The 16214-nt window shown below is 63.1% G+C and carries 19 protein-coding genes and 1 tRNA gene; 6 read left to right on the forward strand and 14 right to left on the reverse strand.

Annotation, left to right across the window (positions count from 1 at the left end):
• Positions 1-6 precede the first annotated feature (6 nt).
• The 7 genes from FJ428_RS12145 to FJ428_RS12175 all read right to left on the reverse strand — a co-directional run bounded on the left by FJ428_RS12145 (position 7) and on the right by FJ428_RS12175 (position 5416).
• On the reverse strand, positions 7-885 hold the full coding sequence (locus FJ428_RS12145) for a 3-hydroxybutyryl-CoA dehydrogenase (RefSeq protein ID WP_140500869.1): 879 nt from the start codon (positions 883-885) through the stop codon (positions 7-9).
• Positions 886-1004: 119 nt separating this feature from the next.
• On the reverse strand, positions 1005-1934 hold the full coding sequence (locus tag FJ428_RS12150) for an electron transfer flavoprotein subunit alpha/FixB family protein (protein WP_140879497.1): 930 nt from the start codon (positions 1932-1934) through the stop codon (positions 1005-1007).
• Positions 1935-1953: 19 nt separating this feature from the next.
• Positions 1954-2703, reverse strand: a complete 750-nt coding sequence (locus tag FJ428_RS12155) for an electron transfer flavoprotein subunit beta/FixA family protein (RefSeq protein ID WP_140500871.1) — start codon at positions 2701-2703, stop codon at positions 1954-1956.
• A gap of 190 nt (positions 2704-2893) precedes the next feature.
• Positions 2894-3694 carry a rhomboid family intramembrane serine protease gene (locus FJ428_RS12160; RefSeq protein ID WP_140500872.1) on the reverse strand — a complete coding sequence of 267 codons (801 nt, stop codon included), beginning with the start codon at positions 3692-3694 and terminating at the stop codon, positions 2894-2896.
• Between the two features lie 31 nt (positions 3695-3725).
• Positions 3726-4307, reverse strand: a complete 582-nt coding sequence (locus FJ428_RS12165; RefSeq protein ID WP_140500873.1) for a cob(I)yrinic acid a,c-diamide adenosyltransferase — start codon at positions 4305-4307, stop codon at positions 3726-3728.
• A 25-nt stretch (positions 4308-4332) separates the two neighbouring features.
• A complete protein-coding gene (locus FJ428_RS12170) occupies positions 4333-4524 on the reverse strand; it encodes a twin transmembrane helix small protein (protein WP_140500874.1) in 192 nt (63 codons plus the stop codon).
• Between the two features lie 25 nt (positions 4525-4549).
• A complete protein-coding gene (locus tag FJ428_RS12175; RefSeq protein ID WP_140879498.1) occupies positions 4550-5416 on the reverse strand; it encodes an SDR family oxidoreductase in 867 nt (288 codons plus the stop codon).
• A 58-nt stretch (positions 5417-5474) separates the two neighbouring features.
• On the opposite strand from FJ428_RS12175, the gene FJ428_RS12180 reads away from it, so the two are divergent.
• Positions 5475-6326, forward strand: a complete 852-nt coding sequence (locus tag FJ428_RS12180) for a YihY/virulence factor BrkB family protein (protein ID WP_140500876.1) — start codon at positions 5475-5477, stop codon at positions 6324-6326.
• Between the two features lie 97 nt (positions 6327-6423).
• Here FJ428_RS12180 and FJ428_RS12185 read toward each other — a convergent pair whose 3' ends face one another.
• On the reverse strand, positions 6424-7320 hold the full coding sequence (locus FJ428_RS12185; protein WP_140513861.1) for a DMT family transporter: 897 nt from the start codon (positions 7318-7320) through the stop codon (positions 6424-6426).
• Positions 7321-7470: 150 nt separating this feature from the next.
• Positions 7471-8340 (reverse strand): tRNA glutamyl-Q(34) synthetase GluQRS, encoded by an 870-nt coding sequence (gene gluQRS / locus FJ428_RS12190; protein ID WP_140565912.1) that lies wholly within the window; start codon positions 8338-8340, stop codon positions 7471-7473.
• 74 nt (positions 8341-8414) lie between these two features.
• On the opposite strand from gluQRS, the gene FJ428_RS12195 reads away from it, so the two are divergent.
• Complete coding sequence (locus FJ428_RS12195) at positions 8415-9056, forward strand: DNA-3-methyladenine glycosylase (RefSeq protein ID WP_140565915.1); 642 nt, start codon at positions 8415-8417, stop codon at positions 9054-9056.
• A gap of 130 nt (positions 9057-9186) precedes the next feature.
• Positions 9187-9744 carry an HNH endonuclease gene (locus tag FJ428_RS12200; RefSeq protein WP_023677956.1) on the forward strand — a complete coding sequence of 186 codons (558 nt, stop codon included), beginning with the start codon at positions 9187-9189 and terminating at the stop codon, positions 9742-9744.
• A 159-nt stretch (positions 9745-9903) separates the two neighbouring features.
• Here FJ428_RS12200 and FJ428_RS12205 read toward each other — a convergent pair whose 3' ends face one another.
• On the reverse strand, positions 9904-10422 hold the full coding sequence (locus tag FJ428_RS12205) for a disulfide bond formation protein B (protein WP_140513858.1): 519 nt from the start codon (positions 10420-10422) through the stop codon (positions 9904-9906).
• Positions 10423-10506: 84 nt separating this feature from the next.
• Positions 10507-11094 (reverse strand): YqaA family protein, encoded by a 588-nt coding sequence (locus tag FJ428_RS12210; protein ID WP_140500881.1) that lies wholly within the window; start codon positions 11092-11094, stop codon positions 10507-10509.
• A 327-nt stretch (positions 11095-11421) separates the two neighbouring features.
• On the opposite strand from FJ428_RS12210, the gene FJ428_RS12215 reads away from it, so the two are divergent.
• Positions 11422-11506, forward strand: a tRNA-Leu gene (locus FJ428_RS12215).
• Between the two features lie 283 nt (positions 11507-11789).
• Positions 11790-11999, forward strand: a complete 210-nt coding sequence (locus tag FJ428_RS12220; RefSeq protein ID WP_140500898.1) for a hypothetical protein — start codon at positions 11790-11792, stop codon at positions 11997-11999.
• A gap of 162 nt (positions 12000-12161) precedes the next feature.
• Here the strand turns inward: FJ428_RS12220 and FJ428_RS12225 are convergent, their stop codons facing one another.
• A complete protein-coding gene (locus FJ428_RS12225; RefSeq protein ID WP_140500899.1) occupies positions 12162-12365 on the reverse strand; it encodes a hypothetical protein in 204 nt (67 codons plus the stop codon).
• A gap of 335 nt (positions 12366-12700) precedes the next feature.
• On the opposite strand from FJ428_RS12225, the gene FJ428_RS12230 reads away from it, so the two are divergent.
• Positions 12701-12934 carry a polymerase gene (locus FJ428_RS12230; protein WP_140500900.1) on the forward strand — a complete coding sequence of 78 codons (234 nt, stop codon included), beginning with the start codon at positions 12701-12703 and terminating at the stop codon, positions 12932-12934.
• 576 nt (positions 12935-13510) lie between these two features.
• On the opposite strand, the gene FJ428_RS12235 is transcribed toward FJ428_RS12230, so the two are convergent.
• Entirely contained in the window at positions 13511-14791 is a 1281-nt protein-coding gene (locus FJ428_RS12235; protein ID WP_140525444.1) for a GNAT family N-acetyltransferase, read from the reverse strand.
• Positions 14791-16191, reverse strand: coding sequence for a lipopolysaccharide biosynthesis protein (locus tag FJ428_RS12240; RefSeq protein WP_140513849.1), 1401 nt, complete (start codon positions 16189-16191; stop codon positions 14791-14793). The genes FJ428_RS12235 and FJ428_RS12240 overlap by 1 nt, the downstream gene beginning before the upstream one ends.
• Positions 16192-16214: the final 23 nt, after the last annotated feature.

A 16214-nucleotide genomic window follows, 5' to 3' on the forward strand; every position in this document is an offset into this window, starting at 1 on the left:
GGCGGGTCAGCGTGTCGGAACCGGATGCTCGCCGCGATAATCGTAGAAGCCGCGGCCGGTCTTGCGGCCGAGCCAGCCGGCCTCGACATATTTGACCAGCAACGGGCAGGGGCGGTACTTCGAATCCGACAGGCCGTCATGCAGCACCTGCATGATCGACAGGCAGGTGTCCAGGCCGATGAAATCGGCCAGCTGCAGCGGCCCCATCGGATGGTTGGCGCCGAGCCGCATGGCGGTGTCGATGGCATCGACCGTGCCGACGCCCTCATAGAGCGTGTAGATCGCCTCGTTGATCATCGGCAAAAGGATGCGGTTGACGATGAAGGCCGGAAAATCCTCCGAGACCGTGATCGTCTTGTCGAGCTGCTTCACATAGGTCTTTGCCGCCTCGAAGGTCTGGTCCTCGGTGGCGATGCCGCGCACCAGTTCGACCAGCTTCATCAGGGGAACCGGGTTCATGAAATGGATGCCGATAAAGCGCTCGGGGCGGTCGGTCTGCGCGGCTAGCCGCGTGATCGAGATCGACGAGGTATTGGTCGCCAGTATGGCCTCGGGATTGAGCTGCGGACAAAGCTGGGCGTAGATCTTGCGCTTGACCGTCTCGTCCTCGGTCGCTGCCTCGATGACCAGGTCGGCACCGGCGAGATCGGCCATGGATGGCGCCGCCGCGATGCGCGCCATCGCCTGGTTGCGGAGCTTCTCGTCGAGCTTGCCGGACCCCACCTGGCGGGCCATGTTGCCGCTGACAGTGGCGATGCCCTTCTCGATACGGTCGGGCGATATATCGTAGATCAGCACCTTGTAGCCCGAAAGCGCGGAGACATGGGCGATGCCGCCGCCCATCTGGCCCGCGCCGATGATGCCGATCGTTTCGATCTTGCTCATTACACCGATCCCGTCGAAAAAGGCCTTTGCGGCCTGCTTTTTGTGCGGTGCAAACTAAAAGGGTGGGGCGACTTCGTCTACCCCACCCCTCACAATTTAATACGCTTTGCGGCAGGGCGTCAAAGCGCCTTCTGCAACTCCGGCAGGACAACGAACAGATCGCCGACGAGGCCATAGTCGGCAACCTGGAAGATCGGCGCTTCCTCGTCCTTGTTGATGGCGACGATGACCTTCGAATCCTTCATGCCGGCGAGGTGCTGGATGGCGCCGGAGATGCCGACGGCGATGTAGAGGTCGGGGGCGACGACCTTGCCGGTCTGGCCGACCTGCCAGTCATTCGGCGCATAACCGGCATCGACGGCGGCGCGGGATGCGCCGACGGCAGCGCCGAGCTTGTCGGCGACCGGCAGGATGACCTCCTGGAACTTCTCCGAGGAGCCGAGCGCGCGGCCGCCCGAGATGATGATCTTGGCCGACGTCAGTTCCGGACGATCGGTCTCCGATAGCTTGTTTTCGACGAAGGAGGAGAGGCCAGGATTGGCCGCAGCGCTGACGGTTTCGACAGCGGCCGAACCGCCCTCGGGCGCCGCCTGGAAGGAGGCGGTGCGCACGGTAATGACCTTCTTGGCATCGGTCGACTGTACCGTCTGGATGGCGTTGCCGGCATAGATCGGCCGCTTGAAGGTGTCCGGCGAGACCACTTCGATGATCTCGGAGACCTGCGCCACGTCGAGCAAAGCGGCTACGCGCGGCGCGACGTTCTTGCCCGACGAGGTTGCCGGCGCGACGATGGTGTCATAGGAGCCGGCCAGCGACACGACGAGCGCCGCGGTCGGCTCGGCGAGACGCTCGGCAAGCTCGTCGGCTTCGGCCAGCAGCACCTTGCTCACGCCCTTCAGCTTGGCGGCGGCATCAGCTGCGCCCTTGGCGTTCTTGCCGGCCACCAGCACATGCACGTCCGAGCCGATCTGCAGCGCGGCCGACAGCGCCTTGGCGGTCTGGTCGGAAAGGGTTACGTTGTCGTGTTCGGCGATGAGGAGAATGGTCATTTATCTGTTCCTTCCGATCTCAGAGCACGCCGGCTTCGTTCTTCAGCTTGTCGATGAGCTCGGCGACGCTCTTGACCTTGACGCCCGCCTTGCGGCCGCCCGGCTCTTCGGTCTTGATGACCTTCAGCCGCGGCTTGACGTCAGCGCCGTAGTCGGCCGGGCTCTTCTCGTCGAGCGGCTTCTTCTTGGCCTTCATGATGTTGGGCAGCGATGCATAGCGCGGCTGGTTGAGGCGAAGGTCGGCAGTGACGATCGCCGGCATCTTCAGCTCAACCGTCTGCAGGCCGCCGTCGACCTCGCGCGTCACCCTGGCCTTGTCGCCGTCGAGCACCACCTTGGAAGCAAACGTGCCCTGCGCCCAGCCGAGAAGGGCTGCGAGCATCTGGCCGGTCTGGTTGGAATCATCGTCGATCGCCTGCTTGCCGAGGATGACAAGGCCGGGCTGCTCGGCCTCGACCACGCCCTTCAGTACCTTGGCGACGCCCAGTGGCTCTGTCTGCTCGTCGGTCTTGACCAGGATGGCGCGGTCGGCGCCCATGGCGAGCGCGGTGCGAAGCGTCTCCTGCGCCTGCTGCGGGCCGATCGACACGACGATGATCTCTTCGGCCTTACCGGCTTCCTTGAGCCGGATCGCCTCTTCCACCGCGATCTCGTCGAATGGGTTCATCGCCATCTTGACGTTGGCCAATTCCACCGCCGAACCGTCAGCCTTGACGCGAACCTTCACATTCGCATCCACAACCCGCTTCACGGGCACAAGGATCTTCATTTTCCTGTCACCTCTCTTGAGATAGTTGGAGCGCGCTATACCAGCGTGAACCCTGTCAGAGTTGTCGAAAGCCGACATTCCGGATGGAAATTCTGCTCTTCAACCGCCAAAGGCGGGCGGAAACGCTTCCGTAGTTGCGGCGAACCCGCACGTCAATATGCCACGGCGTCGGGCAATTCACTCAATCGGTTCAGTCGGGGCCGGGGGCACTTCCTCGACCCCAGCGTGGCACGGGCTGCGCGGCAATCGGCTCGTTTACGGCCGGATCTACGGCGATGGCGGGCTGGTCGGCGGGTGCGGCCTCTTCGTCCGCGCCCGCAAAAAGCGGCACGCCGCGGCTACGCAGCACGAGCACCAGCACGGCGCCGGCGATGATGCCGCCTATGTGGCAGGCCCAGGAAATCTGGTCCTCGCCACCGGCGGCGAACATGACGATCTGGAACAGCACCCACAGGAGGAGCGGGATGAAGGCCGGGATGCGCAGCGGAATGCGGGCAAAGGCCAGCACCCAGACCTTCACCCTGGGATAGAGGATCAGGTAGGCGACGACCACGCCGGCGATGGCGCCGGAGGCGCCGATCAGCGGCACCTGCGAGTCCCACGCGATGAGGCCCTGGAAGGCGGCTCCGGCGATGGCGCACAGGAGGTAGAAGATGAGATAGCGGATATGGCCGAGCGCGTCCTCGACATTGTCGCCGAACACCCACAGGAACAGCATGTTGCCGCCAAGGTGGAAAATGTCGGCATGCAGGAATGAGTAAGTGAGATAGCTCAGGCTTTCGGGAATGACGATAAAGCGCGGGTCGAGCTCTGCCGTGTCATGCACCACGGAGGGGATGAAGCCGAGGCCGAGCACGGCGGCATTGGTGAAATTCTCGCCCCCGAGCGCGGTGGCGCAATAGACCAGCGCGTTGGCCAGGATCAGGGCGATCGTCACATATTGCAGCCTGATGTGCCGCAGCCTGTTGGTGTCGTAGAGCGGGATGAACATAGGTGCCTGGCCTCTCCCGCCTTGGCATAGTTCAGCGGTTCTTGCCAGGAACCCATAACACGTCGGCATTTCCATTGTCATTGACCGCCCTGGCGGCGACGAACAGGAAATCGGAGACGCGGTTGATGTATTTCAGCCCGTCGCGGTTGACGTGCTCACCAGGATGCTGTGCGAGCGCCACCATCAGCCGCTCGGCCCGCCGCGCCACCGTTCGGGCGAGATGGAGCGCAGCGGCGGCCGGCGTGCCGCCGTTCAGCACGAAGGATTTGAGCGGCTGGAGGTCGTTGTTGAGGAGGTCGATGTCGTGTTCGACGCGCTCGGTCTGCGCGGCAATGATGCGCAGCGGTTCGTAGCCGAGCGGCTTGCCGTCGTCGGGCACGGCCAGATCGGCGCCGAGGTCGAAGAGATCGTTCTGGATGCGGGCAAGCATGGCGTCAATCGCCGGGTGGCTTGGGGCGGTGTGAACACGAGCCATGCCAATGCAGGCGTTGGCTTCGTCGACAGTGCCGTAGGCGTCCACCCTGAGATCGGACTTCAGCCGCCGCTCACCCGTGCCGAGCCCGGTGGTGCCGTTGTCGCCGGTGCGGGTGTAGATCTTGTTGAGCTTGACCACGTCGCCTCCCGAACGGCCGGCGTCCTCATTTGCGGGTGAAATACACCGCCAGCAGGATCAGCGCCAGCGCCACGGCCTGCAGCACGACGCGCGTCTGCATCAGCTTGTTGGAGGTCATGCCGGAACCGCCGCGCATCATGTTGATCAGGCCCCGGACCAGCACGATCACCACGGCGACCATGACCAGGATGGCAAGGATGTTGAAGACGGATGCCATTTTGCGTTTCCAGTCCTTTTCTTGTTCAGGCGCGTTTGGCGAGCAGGCGGTGAAGCATCGATGCCGGAAGGATGCGTTTGAGCGTGGCGCCGACCTTGGCCGGCACTGTTACCACATAGTGCGGGCGCGGGCGCCGCGACAGAAGTGCATGGCGAAGCGCTTTGTGGACCACTTCCGGCCCCGGCTTCAGCGCCGATTGGCTGCCGCCGGTGCGCATCCGTTCCAACTGCGCCTCATAGTCCGCGCGGTGCACGGAATTCTCATGGTCGATATTCCTGAGAAACCAGGCGAGGCCATTGCTGGCGATCTTCGATTTCACCGGCCCCGGCTCGATCAGCGAGACATGCACGCCGCTGCCGGCCAATTCCTGGCGTTGACAGAGCATCAGCGCCTCCAAAGCGTGTTTGGATGCCGAATAGGCGCCGCGAAAACGTACCGGCACCAGGCCAAGGATCGACGAGCAATGAACGATCCGGCCACCGCCCTGGCGGCGCATCACAGGCACGAGCCGGCGGGTTAGGTCGTGCCAGCCGAAGAAATTGGCCTCGAACTGCTCGCGCAAGGCGGCCACCGGCAGATCCTCGACCGCGCCCGCTTGCGCATAGGCGCCATTGTTGAACAGAGCATCGATCCTGCCGCCGGTCCGCTCCAGCACTGAAGCCGCAAGCGCTTCGATGGAGGCAGGTTCGCGATAGTCCAGATAGAACGCCTCGATGCCCTCCTTTTCCAGGGCCGCGATGTCTTCGGGCTTGCGCGCCGTGGCGAACACCCGCCAGCCTTCCGCCTTGAGCGCCCGCGCGCAATAAGCGCCTATGCCGGACGACGCGCCGGTGACGATGATGACGCGCAACGCGCGTGCCGACGGATTCGCCTTATGACCAAGGGTTGCCATTTGCCGCATTCCCTTCCCATATTCGCGGCGTCGAGACAATCGAAGGGGAGCGCGGTTCTTGTTGCGGAATATCGTCGCCCTGCGCCGCGTGCTCTACGACGCGATCGGTCATTTCAACACCGATGACGGCTGGGCGATGGCCAGCCATCTGGCAATCACCTCGCTGATGGCGCTGTTTCCGTTCCTGATCTTCGCCACCACGCTGGCGAGCTTCCTCGGCGCGCAAGCCTTCGCCGACACGGCCGTGCACCTGGTCTTCGACACCTGGCCGGAACAAATCGCCAAACCGATCGCGCGAGAGGTGCTGAACGTGCTCACCGTGCGACGATCGGATCTGCTCACCTACGGCGTGCTGCTGGCCGCCTATTTCGCCTCGAACGGCATCGAGGCGCTGCGCACCTCGCTCAACCGGGCCTATCGCGTCACCGAGACGCGCGGCATCATCTATCGCCGCGTGCAGAGCATCTTCTTCGTGCTGATCGCCACGGCAGGCTTCCTGGCGATCAGCGTGCTCCTGGTCTTCGCGCCATTGCTGGCGCGGCTGGCCGAGGCGCATTTCGAGTGGATAAAACCCTATACGGGCACCATCACGCTGTGGCGCTACGTCATCGCCTCGACCGTCATCGTCGGCGGTCTGTTTTCAGTGCATTACTGGCTGCCGGCCGGCAAGCGCCGTTTCGTCTCGCTGATCCCCGGCATCGTCTTCACGCTCGCCGCATGGCTGATAGGCTCGACCATTTTCGCCACCTATCTCGACCATTTCTCGTCCTATGTGACGACCTATGCCGGGCTTGCCTCGATCATGATCGCGGTGGTCTTTCTCTACATCGTGTCCGCGATCTTCATTCTCGGCGGCGAACTCAACGCAGCAATCAGCCGCTATCTCGAGGCACGCGCGCGGGTGGGATGACCGGCTGAATTGAAGAACTGGAGAATTGGAGAATTGGAGAATTGAAGAAGAAGCCCCCAGCGCCAGATGGCACCATTTTCCTCAATTCCTCAATTCCTCAATTCCTCATTTCTACAATTCTTCCCTTGGTCTGCCGCGCCGTTGCCAGACCGACACCGAAGGTCGTGATCGCCATGCCGGCAATCTGAAGCGCGTTGAGCTGCTCGTCGAACAAGGCCCAGGCGATGACGGCCGTCACCGCCGGCACCAGATAGAACAGCGAAGCGACCTTCGACATCTCGCCGTCGCGGATCATCACCATCAGAAGGAAGATGGCGCCGATCGACAGCACCAGCACCAGCCAGGCCATGGCGAAGATCAATTCGCCGTTGATGACGACCGTGTGGGTCTCGAAGGCCAGTGAAGCCACGATCATCACCGAAGCGCCGCCGACATATTGCCACATGGTCGCGGCGACGAGGTCGCCGCCGGAAGCAAAACGCTTCTGCCATATCGTGCCGGCGCTCATGCCGAGCACCGAGACCAGCGAGGCGGTCAGCGTGGCTGACGTCACGCCGCCGCCGAGCGCGCCGAGCTTTGGCCAGAGCACGATGACGACGCCGGCCAGGCCGACCGCGAGGCCGGCCCAATGGCGCGGCAGGATCGCCTCGCCGAGAAACTTGCCGGCGAGCACCGCCGTGATCAGCGGCTGCAGGCCGACAATCAGCGCCGACAGCCCGGCGGGCATGCCCCTGTGGATAGCCCAGAAGACCGCGCCGAGATAGACGCCATGCATCAGAATGCCGGCCCCGGTGGCGTGCAATGCCTCTTCGCGGGAGGCTCTCTTGGAGCCAAGCACGACCACCAGGCCGGCGAACAACGCCGCCGCCAGGACGAAGCGCGCAGCCAGGAACGTAAACGGTTCGGCCCACGGCATGGCATAGCGGGCGCCGATGAAGCCGGTCGCCCACAGGACGACGAAAGTGGCGGGGATGAGCCGCTTGACGCTGTGCATTTTCCGGGGACCGCGCTTGATGAGAATTGAGCCGTGGCGAAGCTCTAGTCCGGTTCAAGCCGGCGCGCAAAACGAAACGATTGATCCATGCATCACCGGAATTCAACCGGCCGCCTTTTCTGCAAGCTGTCTCTTCGGCCTTCGCCTGCGTCAGAGACCGACCATCCGCCTGACATCGTGAGCCGACACGCCCGCTTCGCGCAAGACGGCAAGGCCGGTGTCCTTCAGGCTTTTCGACAGCTTGCGCCCGTCGGGTCCCAGGATCAGCCGGTGATGGAAATAGGCTGGCTGCGGCAGGCCAAGCAGTTCCTGAAGCAGCCGCTGTACCCCGGTGGCGGAATAAAGATCCTGGCCGCGCACGACATGGCTGACGCCCTGCAGCGCATCGTCGACGACGACGGCGAGATGATAGCTGGTCGGGATTTCGCGGCGCGCCACAATCACGTCGCCCCAATCGCGCGGGCGGGCCTCGACGACGCGCGTCGCGGAAAGCGATTCGTCTGAAAATTCGTTCCATGACAAATCCTTGCCGACGCGTGCCATCGCCGCATCGACATCCAGCCGCCAGGCGAAGGGAGCGCCCTCGGCAATGCGGCGCCGGCGTTCCTTCGCCGGCAGAGCCTTGTCGACGGCGGGATAGACCGGCACGCCGTCGGGATCGCGCGGCCAGTCGCGCTTTTCGCTGTCGGCGATGAAAGCCCGGATTTCGCTTCTGCTCATGAAGGCGGGATAGACGAGGTCCTCCCGGATCAGCCGGCCAAGCACCGTCTCATAACAGGCGAAGTGCTCGGATTGCCGTCGTACAGGCTGTTCCCAGGCAAGTCCGAGCCATTTCAGGTCGGCAAAGATGCCCGCCTCGAATTCCGGCGAGCAGCGCGTGGTATCGATATCCTCGATGCGCAGCAGCAGACGGCCGCCGACCGCTCGCGCCAGTTTCTGGTTGAGCAGCGCCGAAAAGGCATGGCCGAGATGCAGTTCGCCATTGGGACTGGGCGCGAAACGGAACGTCAGGAGTGTCATCTCTTGAGCGGCAATCGGGTTGTGCGGCGGTTTTGCCAATTGCTACCGTGCGGCCGGTTCAGGGACAAGAAAGCATGCAACGTATCGCCACATTGGACGACATCGCCCGGGGACTCGACGCGCTTTGCGCGATCGACCCAAGGCTGGAAAAGATCCGCGGCATGGCGGGCGAGGTGCCGCTACGGCTGTCCCAACCGGGATTCTCGAGCCTTGCCTCGATTATCGTCTCGCAGCAGGTGTCGCGCGCCAGCGCCGATGCGATCTTCGGCCGGCTGACGAAACTGGTCGACCCGTTGACGCCGCTGGCGATCCTTGCCGCCGGCGAGGACATGTTTCGCGAGGCGGGCCTGTCGCGACCCAAGCAACGCGGCCTCCTCGCCGCCGCCCAGGCGGTGGCGGACGGCCTCGATCTTCGTCATTTGTGTTCGCTTGACGCCGGCGAGGCAATCACGACCATGACGGCCGTGCCCGGTATCGGTCCGTGGACGGCGCAGGTGTATCTGCTGTTCGCCGCAGGCCATCCCGACATCTTCCCGGCGCGCGATGTCGCGCTCCAGACCGCCGTCGGCCATGCGCTCGGCATCGACCCGCGTCCGCAGGAGAAAACACTGATCCAACTCGCCGAATCATGGAGCCCATGGAGAGGTGTCGCATCGCGGCTTTTCTGGTCCTATTATCGCGAATTGAAGGGCAGGGATGCCGCACCCCCGGCCTGAAAGCGCGAAAAAGCATCAAAATCTCGTTTTTTTGTGCCTTCGGACGCGTGACAATCCGCTTCACATCCCTGTCATGTCGGGCTTACAGTATCCGCGCCATTCAGGTTAGAGAACCAAGGAGGCCAACGACGTGACGGTTGCCGTATCTCCGGATGGGCTTCCAGCGCTGGTGCTGAATGCGGATTACCGTCCGCTCAGCTATTACCCCCTGTCGCTCTGGTCGTGGCAGGACGCCATCAAGGCGGTGTTCCTCGAACGGGTGAACATCGTCGCCGAATACGAGCACGCGGTGTCCTCGCCGACCTTCTCGATGAAGCTGCCGAGCGTCGTCAGCCTGAAGGCCTATGTGAAGCCGTCGCGGCATCCCGCCTTCACACGCTTCAATGTCTTCCTGCGTGACCGCTTCCAGTGCCAATATTGCGGCACGCCCGACGATCTGACCTTCGATCACGTCATCCCCCGCCACCGCGGGGGTGCTACGACGTGGGAGAATGTCGTCGCCGCCTGTTCCCCCTGCAATCTCAGGAAAGGCGGCATGATGCCGGCGCATGCCAAGATGTGGCCGTTGCAGAAGCCCTACCAGCCGACGGTGCACGACCTGCACAATAATGGCCGTCTGTTCCCGCCCAACCATCTGCATGAAAGCTGGATGGATTATCTGTACTGGGATGTCGAACTCGAACCCTGAGAGCGTCCGACAATTCGGGACGCTGGCCGTCTGAAGCGATTGTCTGCGCTTCCGATGCTCACGGACCAATGTCCGCTCCGCTTCGGTTCTCGACAATCACTCCATGCGACTCAGCCTGCCGAATTCTTGAACGATCTCGCGTCGGCGCTTTCGCGCTACTCAGTCGCGCGAAAGAGCGCTGCGGAAGGCGACGGCCGCAAGGACAAGGCTGGCGATGGCGTTCCAGCCGGCGAGCGACAGGCCGAGAATGCGAAGCGCGGCCTTGTCGCAGGAGGGGGGCACGAATTTGTCGAGCGCGTCGAGCACGCCTTTGCCGCCGGTGTCGACCGGGCCTCCGCCCGCGGTGCAATCGGCCGGGCCCTGCCACCAGGCCCACTCCACGCCGGCGTGATAGATGCCGAGATACAGCCCATAGAGCATCAGCAGGCCGCCGATGGCCAGCAAGCCGCGCACCACCCATGCCGGCGCGTGCAGCGCCGATGCAAGCAGCGCCAGCAGCATCAGCGGCACGCCGATATAGTAGGGCGTGCGCTGTTCCAGGCAGAGATGGCAAGGGATGTAGCCGCCAATGTACTGGAAGGCGAGCGCGGAGCCGACAGTGGCGGCCATGGCTACGGCAAGGAACAGGGCCGTCATGGTCCGCTGGCGTCCGGTGTTGGCAGTCATGGTCGCAGTCATGGGGTCTTTCGTCCGTTATGTTCGCCGCTCGCCCGGTCTTGTGGTCCATGTCGCCACGCCGCCGCGCGGTTTGGGCGACATGAATCAGAAGGCGTATTTGACCAGGATATAGAGCAAAATCAGGGCGGCTGCCGCCGCACCCGCGATCAGGCCGAGGCGCTTTTCGATGAACTCGCGGATCGGCTCGCCATAGCGGCGCAGCAGCCAGGCCAGAAGCAGGAAGCGCCCGCCGCGCGCCACGATTGCCAGCGCGATGAACAGCAAAAGATTGACGCCGATGACCCCCGAAAGGATCGTCACCACCTTGATCGGCGGCAGATGGGCGGCGCCCGAGGTGATCAGCATCAAGATGATGAAGCCGATGCCCGAAGAGACGCGCAGCGCCTCGAACTCGTCATACTTGCCGTAGAATTCGAGGATGGGCCGCGCCAGCGCGTCGTAGGCGTAGTGGCCGATGAACCAGCCGGCGATGCCGCCCAGCACGGAGGCGACGGTGGCGATCAGCGCATAGCGATAGGCGCGATCAGGCCGCGACAGTGCCATCGGCAGATAGAGCACGTCGGCCGGCACCAGGAACACGGAACTCTCGACGAAGGCGATGAAGGCCAGCCACCATTCGGCGGATTTGCGCGCCGCCAGCGACAAGGTCCAGTCGTACAGTCCGCGAAGCATCGGCTCTCCTAATGTCGTAAATGCCTACCGCACGGCGCCCACATGCACGGCGTGGCCGGCATAAGGGCAGGCAGAAAACCAGGGGCATGGATGAAACAGGTGCATGCGTGAAACCAAGACCCGAAGCGCGCCGCGTTCCTTCTTCCGGACGCCAGGCGCTTCGACACGACGCCTGTCTAGAAAGATTTTCCGCGCCGCACAATGGCAGTGCCCGCAGGAAACCGAAAGGGGCAGTTTGGTCGCGGCTCCGCAGGCTATCGGCAACAGGCCAGTTGACGAACAGGCCTCCAACCGTATAGTCCGCGCCATCCAGGCCGCCCGGCCTGAGCCCCTATGGCGGAATTGGTAGACGCGCTCGACTCAAAATCGAGTTCCGCAAGGAGTGCTGGTTCGATCCCGGCTAGGGGCACCATTTCAGTCGCCGCTTCGATACGTCTGCCGCTAATTCCCGATCGGCGTTTCGGCAAATGCGGATATGGTGTTCGAGTTTGTCGTGCGCCGTTTAAAGCCGATATCGCAAGAGCGACATCCGGGAGCGGCTCGGCAGGGTGCAGGACGGCCTGTCCAATGCGGTAGCCGCTTTCACGCTTCAGGACCTATGTTGGCCGCCTGACCGTTCCTCGGTGTGGATATATCAGGCCTTGAGATTGCCCCTTGCATCAGTTGTTGCTTATTTATCTGAAAGGGAGGAACTCATGCCGATTCGTCAGAAAGCTCAGGAGGCTGGCGTCTTCGATTCCTCCGAAGTGGCCCTGCTTGGCCGCGTGTTCGACAGGCTGAAGCTCGACGCCCGATCGGCCCAGCAACGCGAAGCGATTTCATCCCGCATAATCGCGAATTACATGGCCGGGATCAGGGACGAAGACGAATTGGTTTCGGCATCCAGACAGCCGCTGGGACGCTAGCAAAACGGTTTCATCGACGAGCTTCGGAATCCACGTGAAAACAAACGGTTAGGGTGAGCCGGCGGTTCCATCAACGCCGAACCGCGCCAATGGGTCGGCGTAGACACCGGCCATAGTCGCAAGAAACGCCACTCGTGCCGTCCCATCCGACGACATCCGGGTTCAACAAGGAAATCCCGCGAAGCTGAATTCGGCGACCGTGCCGTCCTCCGATCTGGTGACCCGAACGAACAGCGCACCTGGAATGCGGGGTTGCATCGGATGACCGGTTGCCCGTCTGGCAGCCCCTGCGGGACTTGAAGCCGCCACCTCGTGCGTGCCGATAATTCTCTCGCCCAGGATTTCCTCCACCTTGTAGCTGGTCATTTTCCCCGTTGGGCGACGATCTTGACTATCGACAGAAGGAGCCCGGCCTGCTTTTGGCGGTAGGTTCGGCACTTGGCGAGCAGGCCGGGCTGTGCTCCCGGCTGTCAGGTACCTTGGTGGAGGGCTTAGCCGGTGCGAAAGGCAGACTGTCTCCTTCTCTTCGGACCCGCAATTGGGACTGAAGTCCGAAGCATCGACGCATTGGTCCTAAACCCTGAACATAAGCCGCCGTTCCTCATTGGCGTGGAAGCCGTCGAGTAAAGTCCCTTCATCGACGGTCCCTGGACGCCCGCCGTTGCTGCGAGCGGCGGGTGTCCGACTTCGGGGAGAAAGACATGCAGCTTGGCGAGATCATCGCGAACACCTTCGCCGTCCTGCTGCTGATTTGTTTTCTCGCGATCGTGTTCTTCCTGTTTGGAAAGCCGCTGTGGCCGGACCACTATGCTCGCATGTCGATTATTCTCCCGGTCGACGCGATGACCACGGCTTCGGTGAGACGGACCGGCGCGCATCCTCACCTGCCGGACACTTTCGACATGGCGCTCGCTCGCCCAAGACCGTCCCCGTAGGGCTCCGTGGCGGGCTTCTACGCGTCCAGGATTCTGGCGCCGGCAGCTTTCCCATGGCGGCTCACCCGCTGGTTCCGGCAGGTGGATTTCTCGCGTTCAGCGCCTGTTCCTCGCAATCCGCGCGCCACCGCCGAAAGCGACGGGGAAGAAAGAGGACGAGTGGCTCAAGTTGGATCTGGTCGGCCGTTTCAAGTTCCTGAAGAGCAATGAAGATTAGCTTCATGCTCGCTGCCGGATTTCGTGAAGGCGGACCAAAGTCCCAGGGTCTGGTCCCAAAGGTCTTATGTTACCACTTAAGTTCCGTGAATGTCCTTTATATGTTCGAATGAATTAGCTAATTCTGATGTCCGCCACGAGGAAAAGCGCTGAAGAAAAACGGATGCGCCGCCGGCAAGCGACATGAATTATACCCAAAATCGCATCACCTTTGTCGCGCTTTGTTGAAAGATTGTGACTGTTGCTCAAGTAGGCGCTGGCGAATAAACGCTATCAATACAGTGACTGTTTATCCCATGAAGCAACCAAATGCTCAGGCTTGAAGCAAGCATCCACGCGCTCCAGAAGATGCGAGCGCGTCTATCGTCTCTTGAGCAGGCTCTTCATCCGGTTGCGCAGCAGGCGGGCCATGTTGCGGGTCTCCCGGTAGAGATGCAGTTGCGAGGCCGCCTGGCGGGCGAGACGGTCGGCGTCCGGCGTCAGGCCGATCACCAGCGTGCCCATCGGCTTGCGCTCGGTCCACAGCCTGCTCATCACTGGATGGTCGGGCACGGCACAGGAATCGGTCATCATGATGTTGGGATCGTCGAGATGCTGCCTGGTCACCTCGATCATCAGCAGCGTGCCCGGCGAATAGCCGGCCAGCGTTTCGTCGTAAGCCGTCTTCCAGGTGTAAGCGACGCCGGCTTCGACGAAGACGATCAGGCACGCAATGGTGCGGCCGTCGAGCGTCAGCGAATGGATGCGGCACAGGTCCTGCTCGGCCAGCCTGTGCACGGCCTCGCGGGCGAAGGCGGCGCGGTAGCGGTCGATCGCCATGGCCGTGCGCTCGCGGCCCTTCCAGCCAGCCGCCTCCAGCGTCAGGAAGCTCTCGATGGCGTGACGGATCTCGTCGGGGCCGCGCGCCACGACATGTTCAAGCTTGCCGAGGTCGCCCAGCCGCCGCTTGAGGCGGCGGAACTCGCGATAATGGTGCGCGCGCAGCGAAGCCTTCAGATAGTCCTCGGCGTCGCGTTCGCTCTCGAGCAGCGGACGCTGGGCGTGACCGGTGGTGACCAACATCAGGCCACGCGTTTCGGCCACAGTGGCAACCAGGCTCGCCACCGCGCCGTCGAGCCTGATGTCGGGCAGGACGAACACTTTCGGCAGCTTCAGATGCGGGCGCGACAGCATGGAGAAGAAATCCTCGAGGACACCGACCGGATCGTCGCGGTCGACCAGCGGGGTGCCGAGCGGGCCGAACGGGCTCGACCATGTGCGCATGACCGGAACCCCGAGCGGCACCACCGGCCGCTCCACCGAGAACGGCACCAGAAGGCGTAGCCGGTTGCGGTATTCATCGCCGTCACGGATGACGGCCAGACGCACCTCGCGGTCTTCCAGCCGGGGCATTGCGGGCGCGAGGAAACGCGGGTTGAAGAAGACGTTGGGCTCGATGGTGCGGGCGCACAGATAATCCAGCTCCTCGACGAGGTCGAACCCGGCCGACGCCGGATAGATGGCCAGTTTCCGCTCGGGCCGGTTGTTGGCGAGGATCTCGATATGGGCCGGGTCGGTGTCGCGCCCCAGTCCGGCAAGGCCGGACACCATGGCGCCGGCGGGGCCGCCGCTGGTTTCCTCGAGCAAGGGGATGGCGGCCATCACGCGGCTCCTTTGGCTGGCACGAAGATCGCCATGACGATGCCGAGCTTGCGCCAGACCGTGAAGGACAGCGCGCCGGCCTCGAAGATCATGGCGAAGGCGGTGGCCATTGCGGCGCCCCACAGGCCGAAGAGCGGGATCAGCACCACGTTCAGGCCAATGTTGAAGGCCAGCGTCATGGCATAGACGGCGGCGCAGACATTCTGGTTGCCGCTCATGGTGAGCAGGCTTTCGCACGGGCCCACGGCGGCGCGCGCCACGACGCCGAAGACGAGCAGGAACAGAAGCGGATAACCCGATGTGAATTCGGGACCGAACAGCATCAGCATCGGTTTGCCAAGCGCCAGCACCAGCAGCGCCATGGCGAGCGATGGCCAGAAGGTCCACGACACCGTTTCGCGGGCGAAGGCGGCGAGCTTTTCCGGCTCGCCATGGGTGAACTGGGCATAGCGCTGAGCGACGCCTGCCTTGACGGCGAAGTAGACGAAATGCACCAGCGCCAGTGTCTTGACCGTGGCGAAATAGACGGCGACGTCGTTGGGGTCCATATAGGCGCCGACCATCAGCACGTCGGCATTGGTGAGCAGGAAAAAGAAGCTTTCGACCAGGAAGATCGGCAGCGAGACAATGAACCATTGTGCGAAATGCACCTTCATCGGCCCGGCCGGAATCTGCTTTTCCATGCGCCGGGTGACGCCGATAAGCTGGGCGAGCGTGGTGACGTAAGTGGCGGCGATCGAGGCGAAGATCGCGGTCTTCGCGTCGGGCGCGTAGCCGGCGAAAAGCATCAGCGCCATGAACAGCAGGATCAGCACGGGCCGTATCAGATAGGTCGGCGCCAGGGCGAACAGCGCCCAGCTGTTCGCCCTGGCTTGGCCCTGCAGCAGGTCCGACAGCGCTATCATCGGCAGGCAGATGACGCCGAGGATGAACGGCAGGACATAGTAGTTTTCAGTCCATGACGAAGCGAGCCACACGCCGAGCGCGCCGAGCCCGGCGATGACCGTCGAAGCGATCAGGACGAACAGGCGGCTGGCCACGACGATACCGCGCAACTCGTCGATGAGGCCGCGCTCGCGGTATTCGGGAATGAAGCGGATAACCGAGGTGTGGAAGCCGAGGCAGGCGAGATTGCCGACGATGACCATGGTCACCCAGACAAGGACGAAGATGCCGTATTCGAACGAGCCCATCCAGCGTGCCATCAACACCTGGCTGACGAAGGCGATGACGGCGCTGACGATGCGGATGGAAAAGGCAATGACCGACATGCGGCCGGCCTCGCCGCGCTCGTCGGCGGTGAACAGCACGGCGTCGACGCGGCCAAGCAACGGCTCCACGCGCAGCGCCAAACGCTGCGGCAAGAACCGCCCGGCTGTCGTGGCCGCGGAAAAGCGCATCCCGATTGTTCTCCGTTCTCCGC

Source organism: Mesorhizobium sp. B2-8-1, assembly GCF_006440955.1.
Classification (GTDB): Bacteria; Pseudomonadota; Alphaproteobacteria; order Rhizobiales; family Rhizobiaceae; genus Mesorhizobium.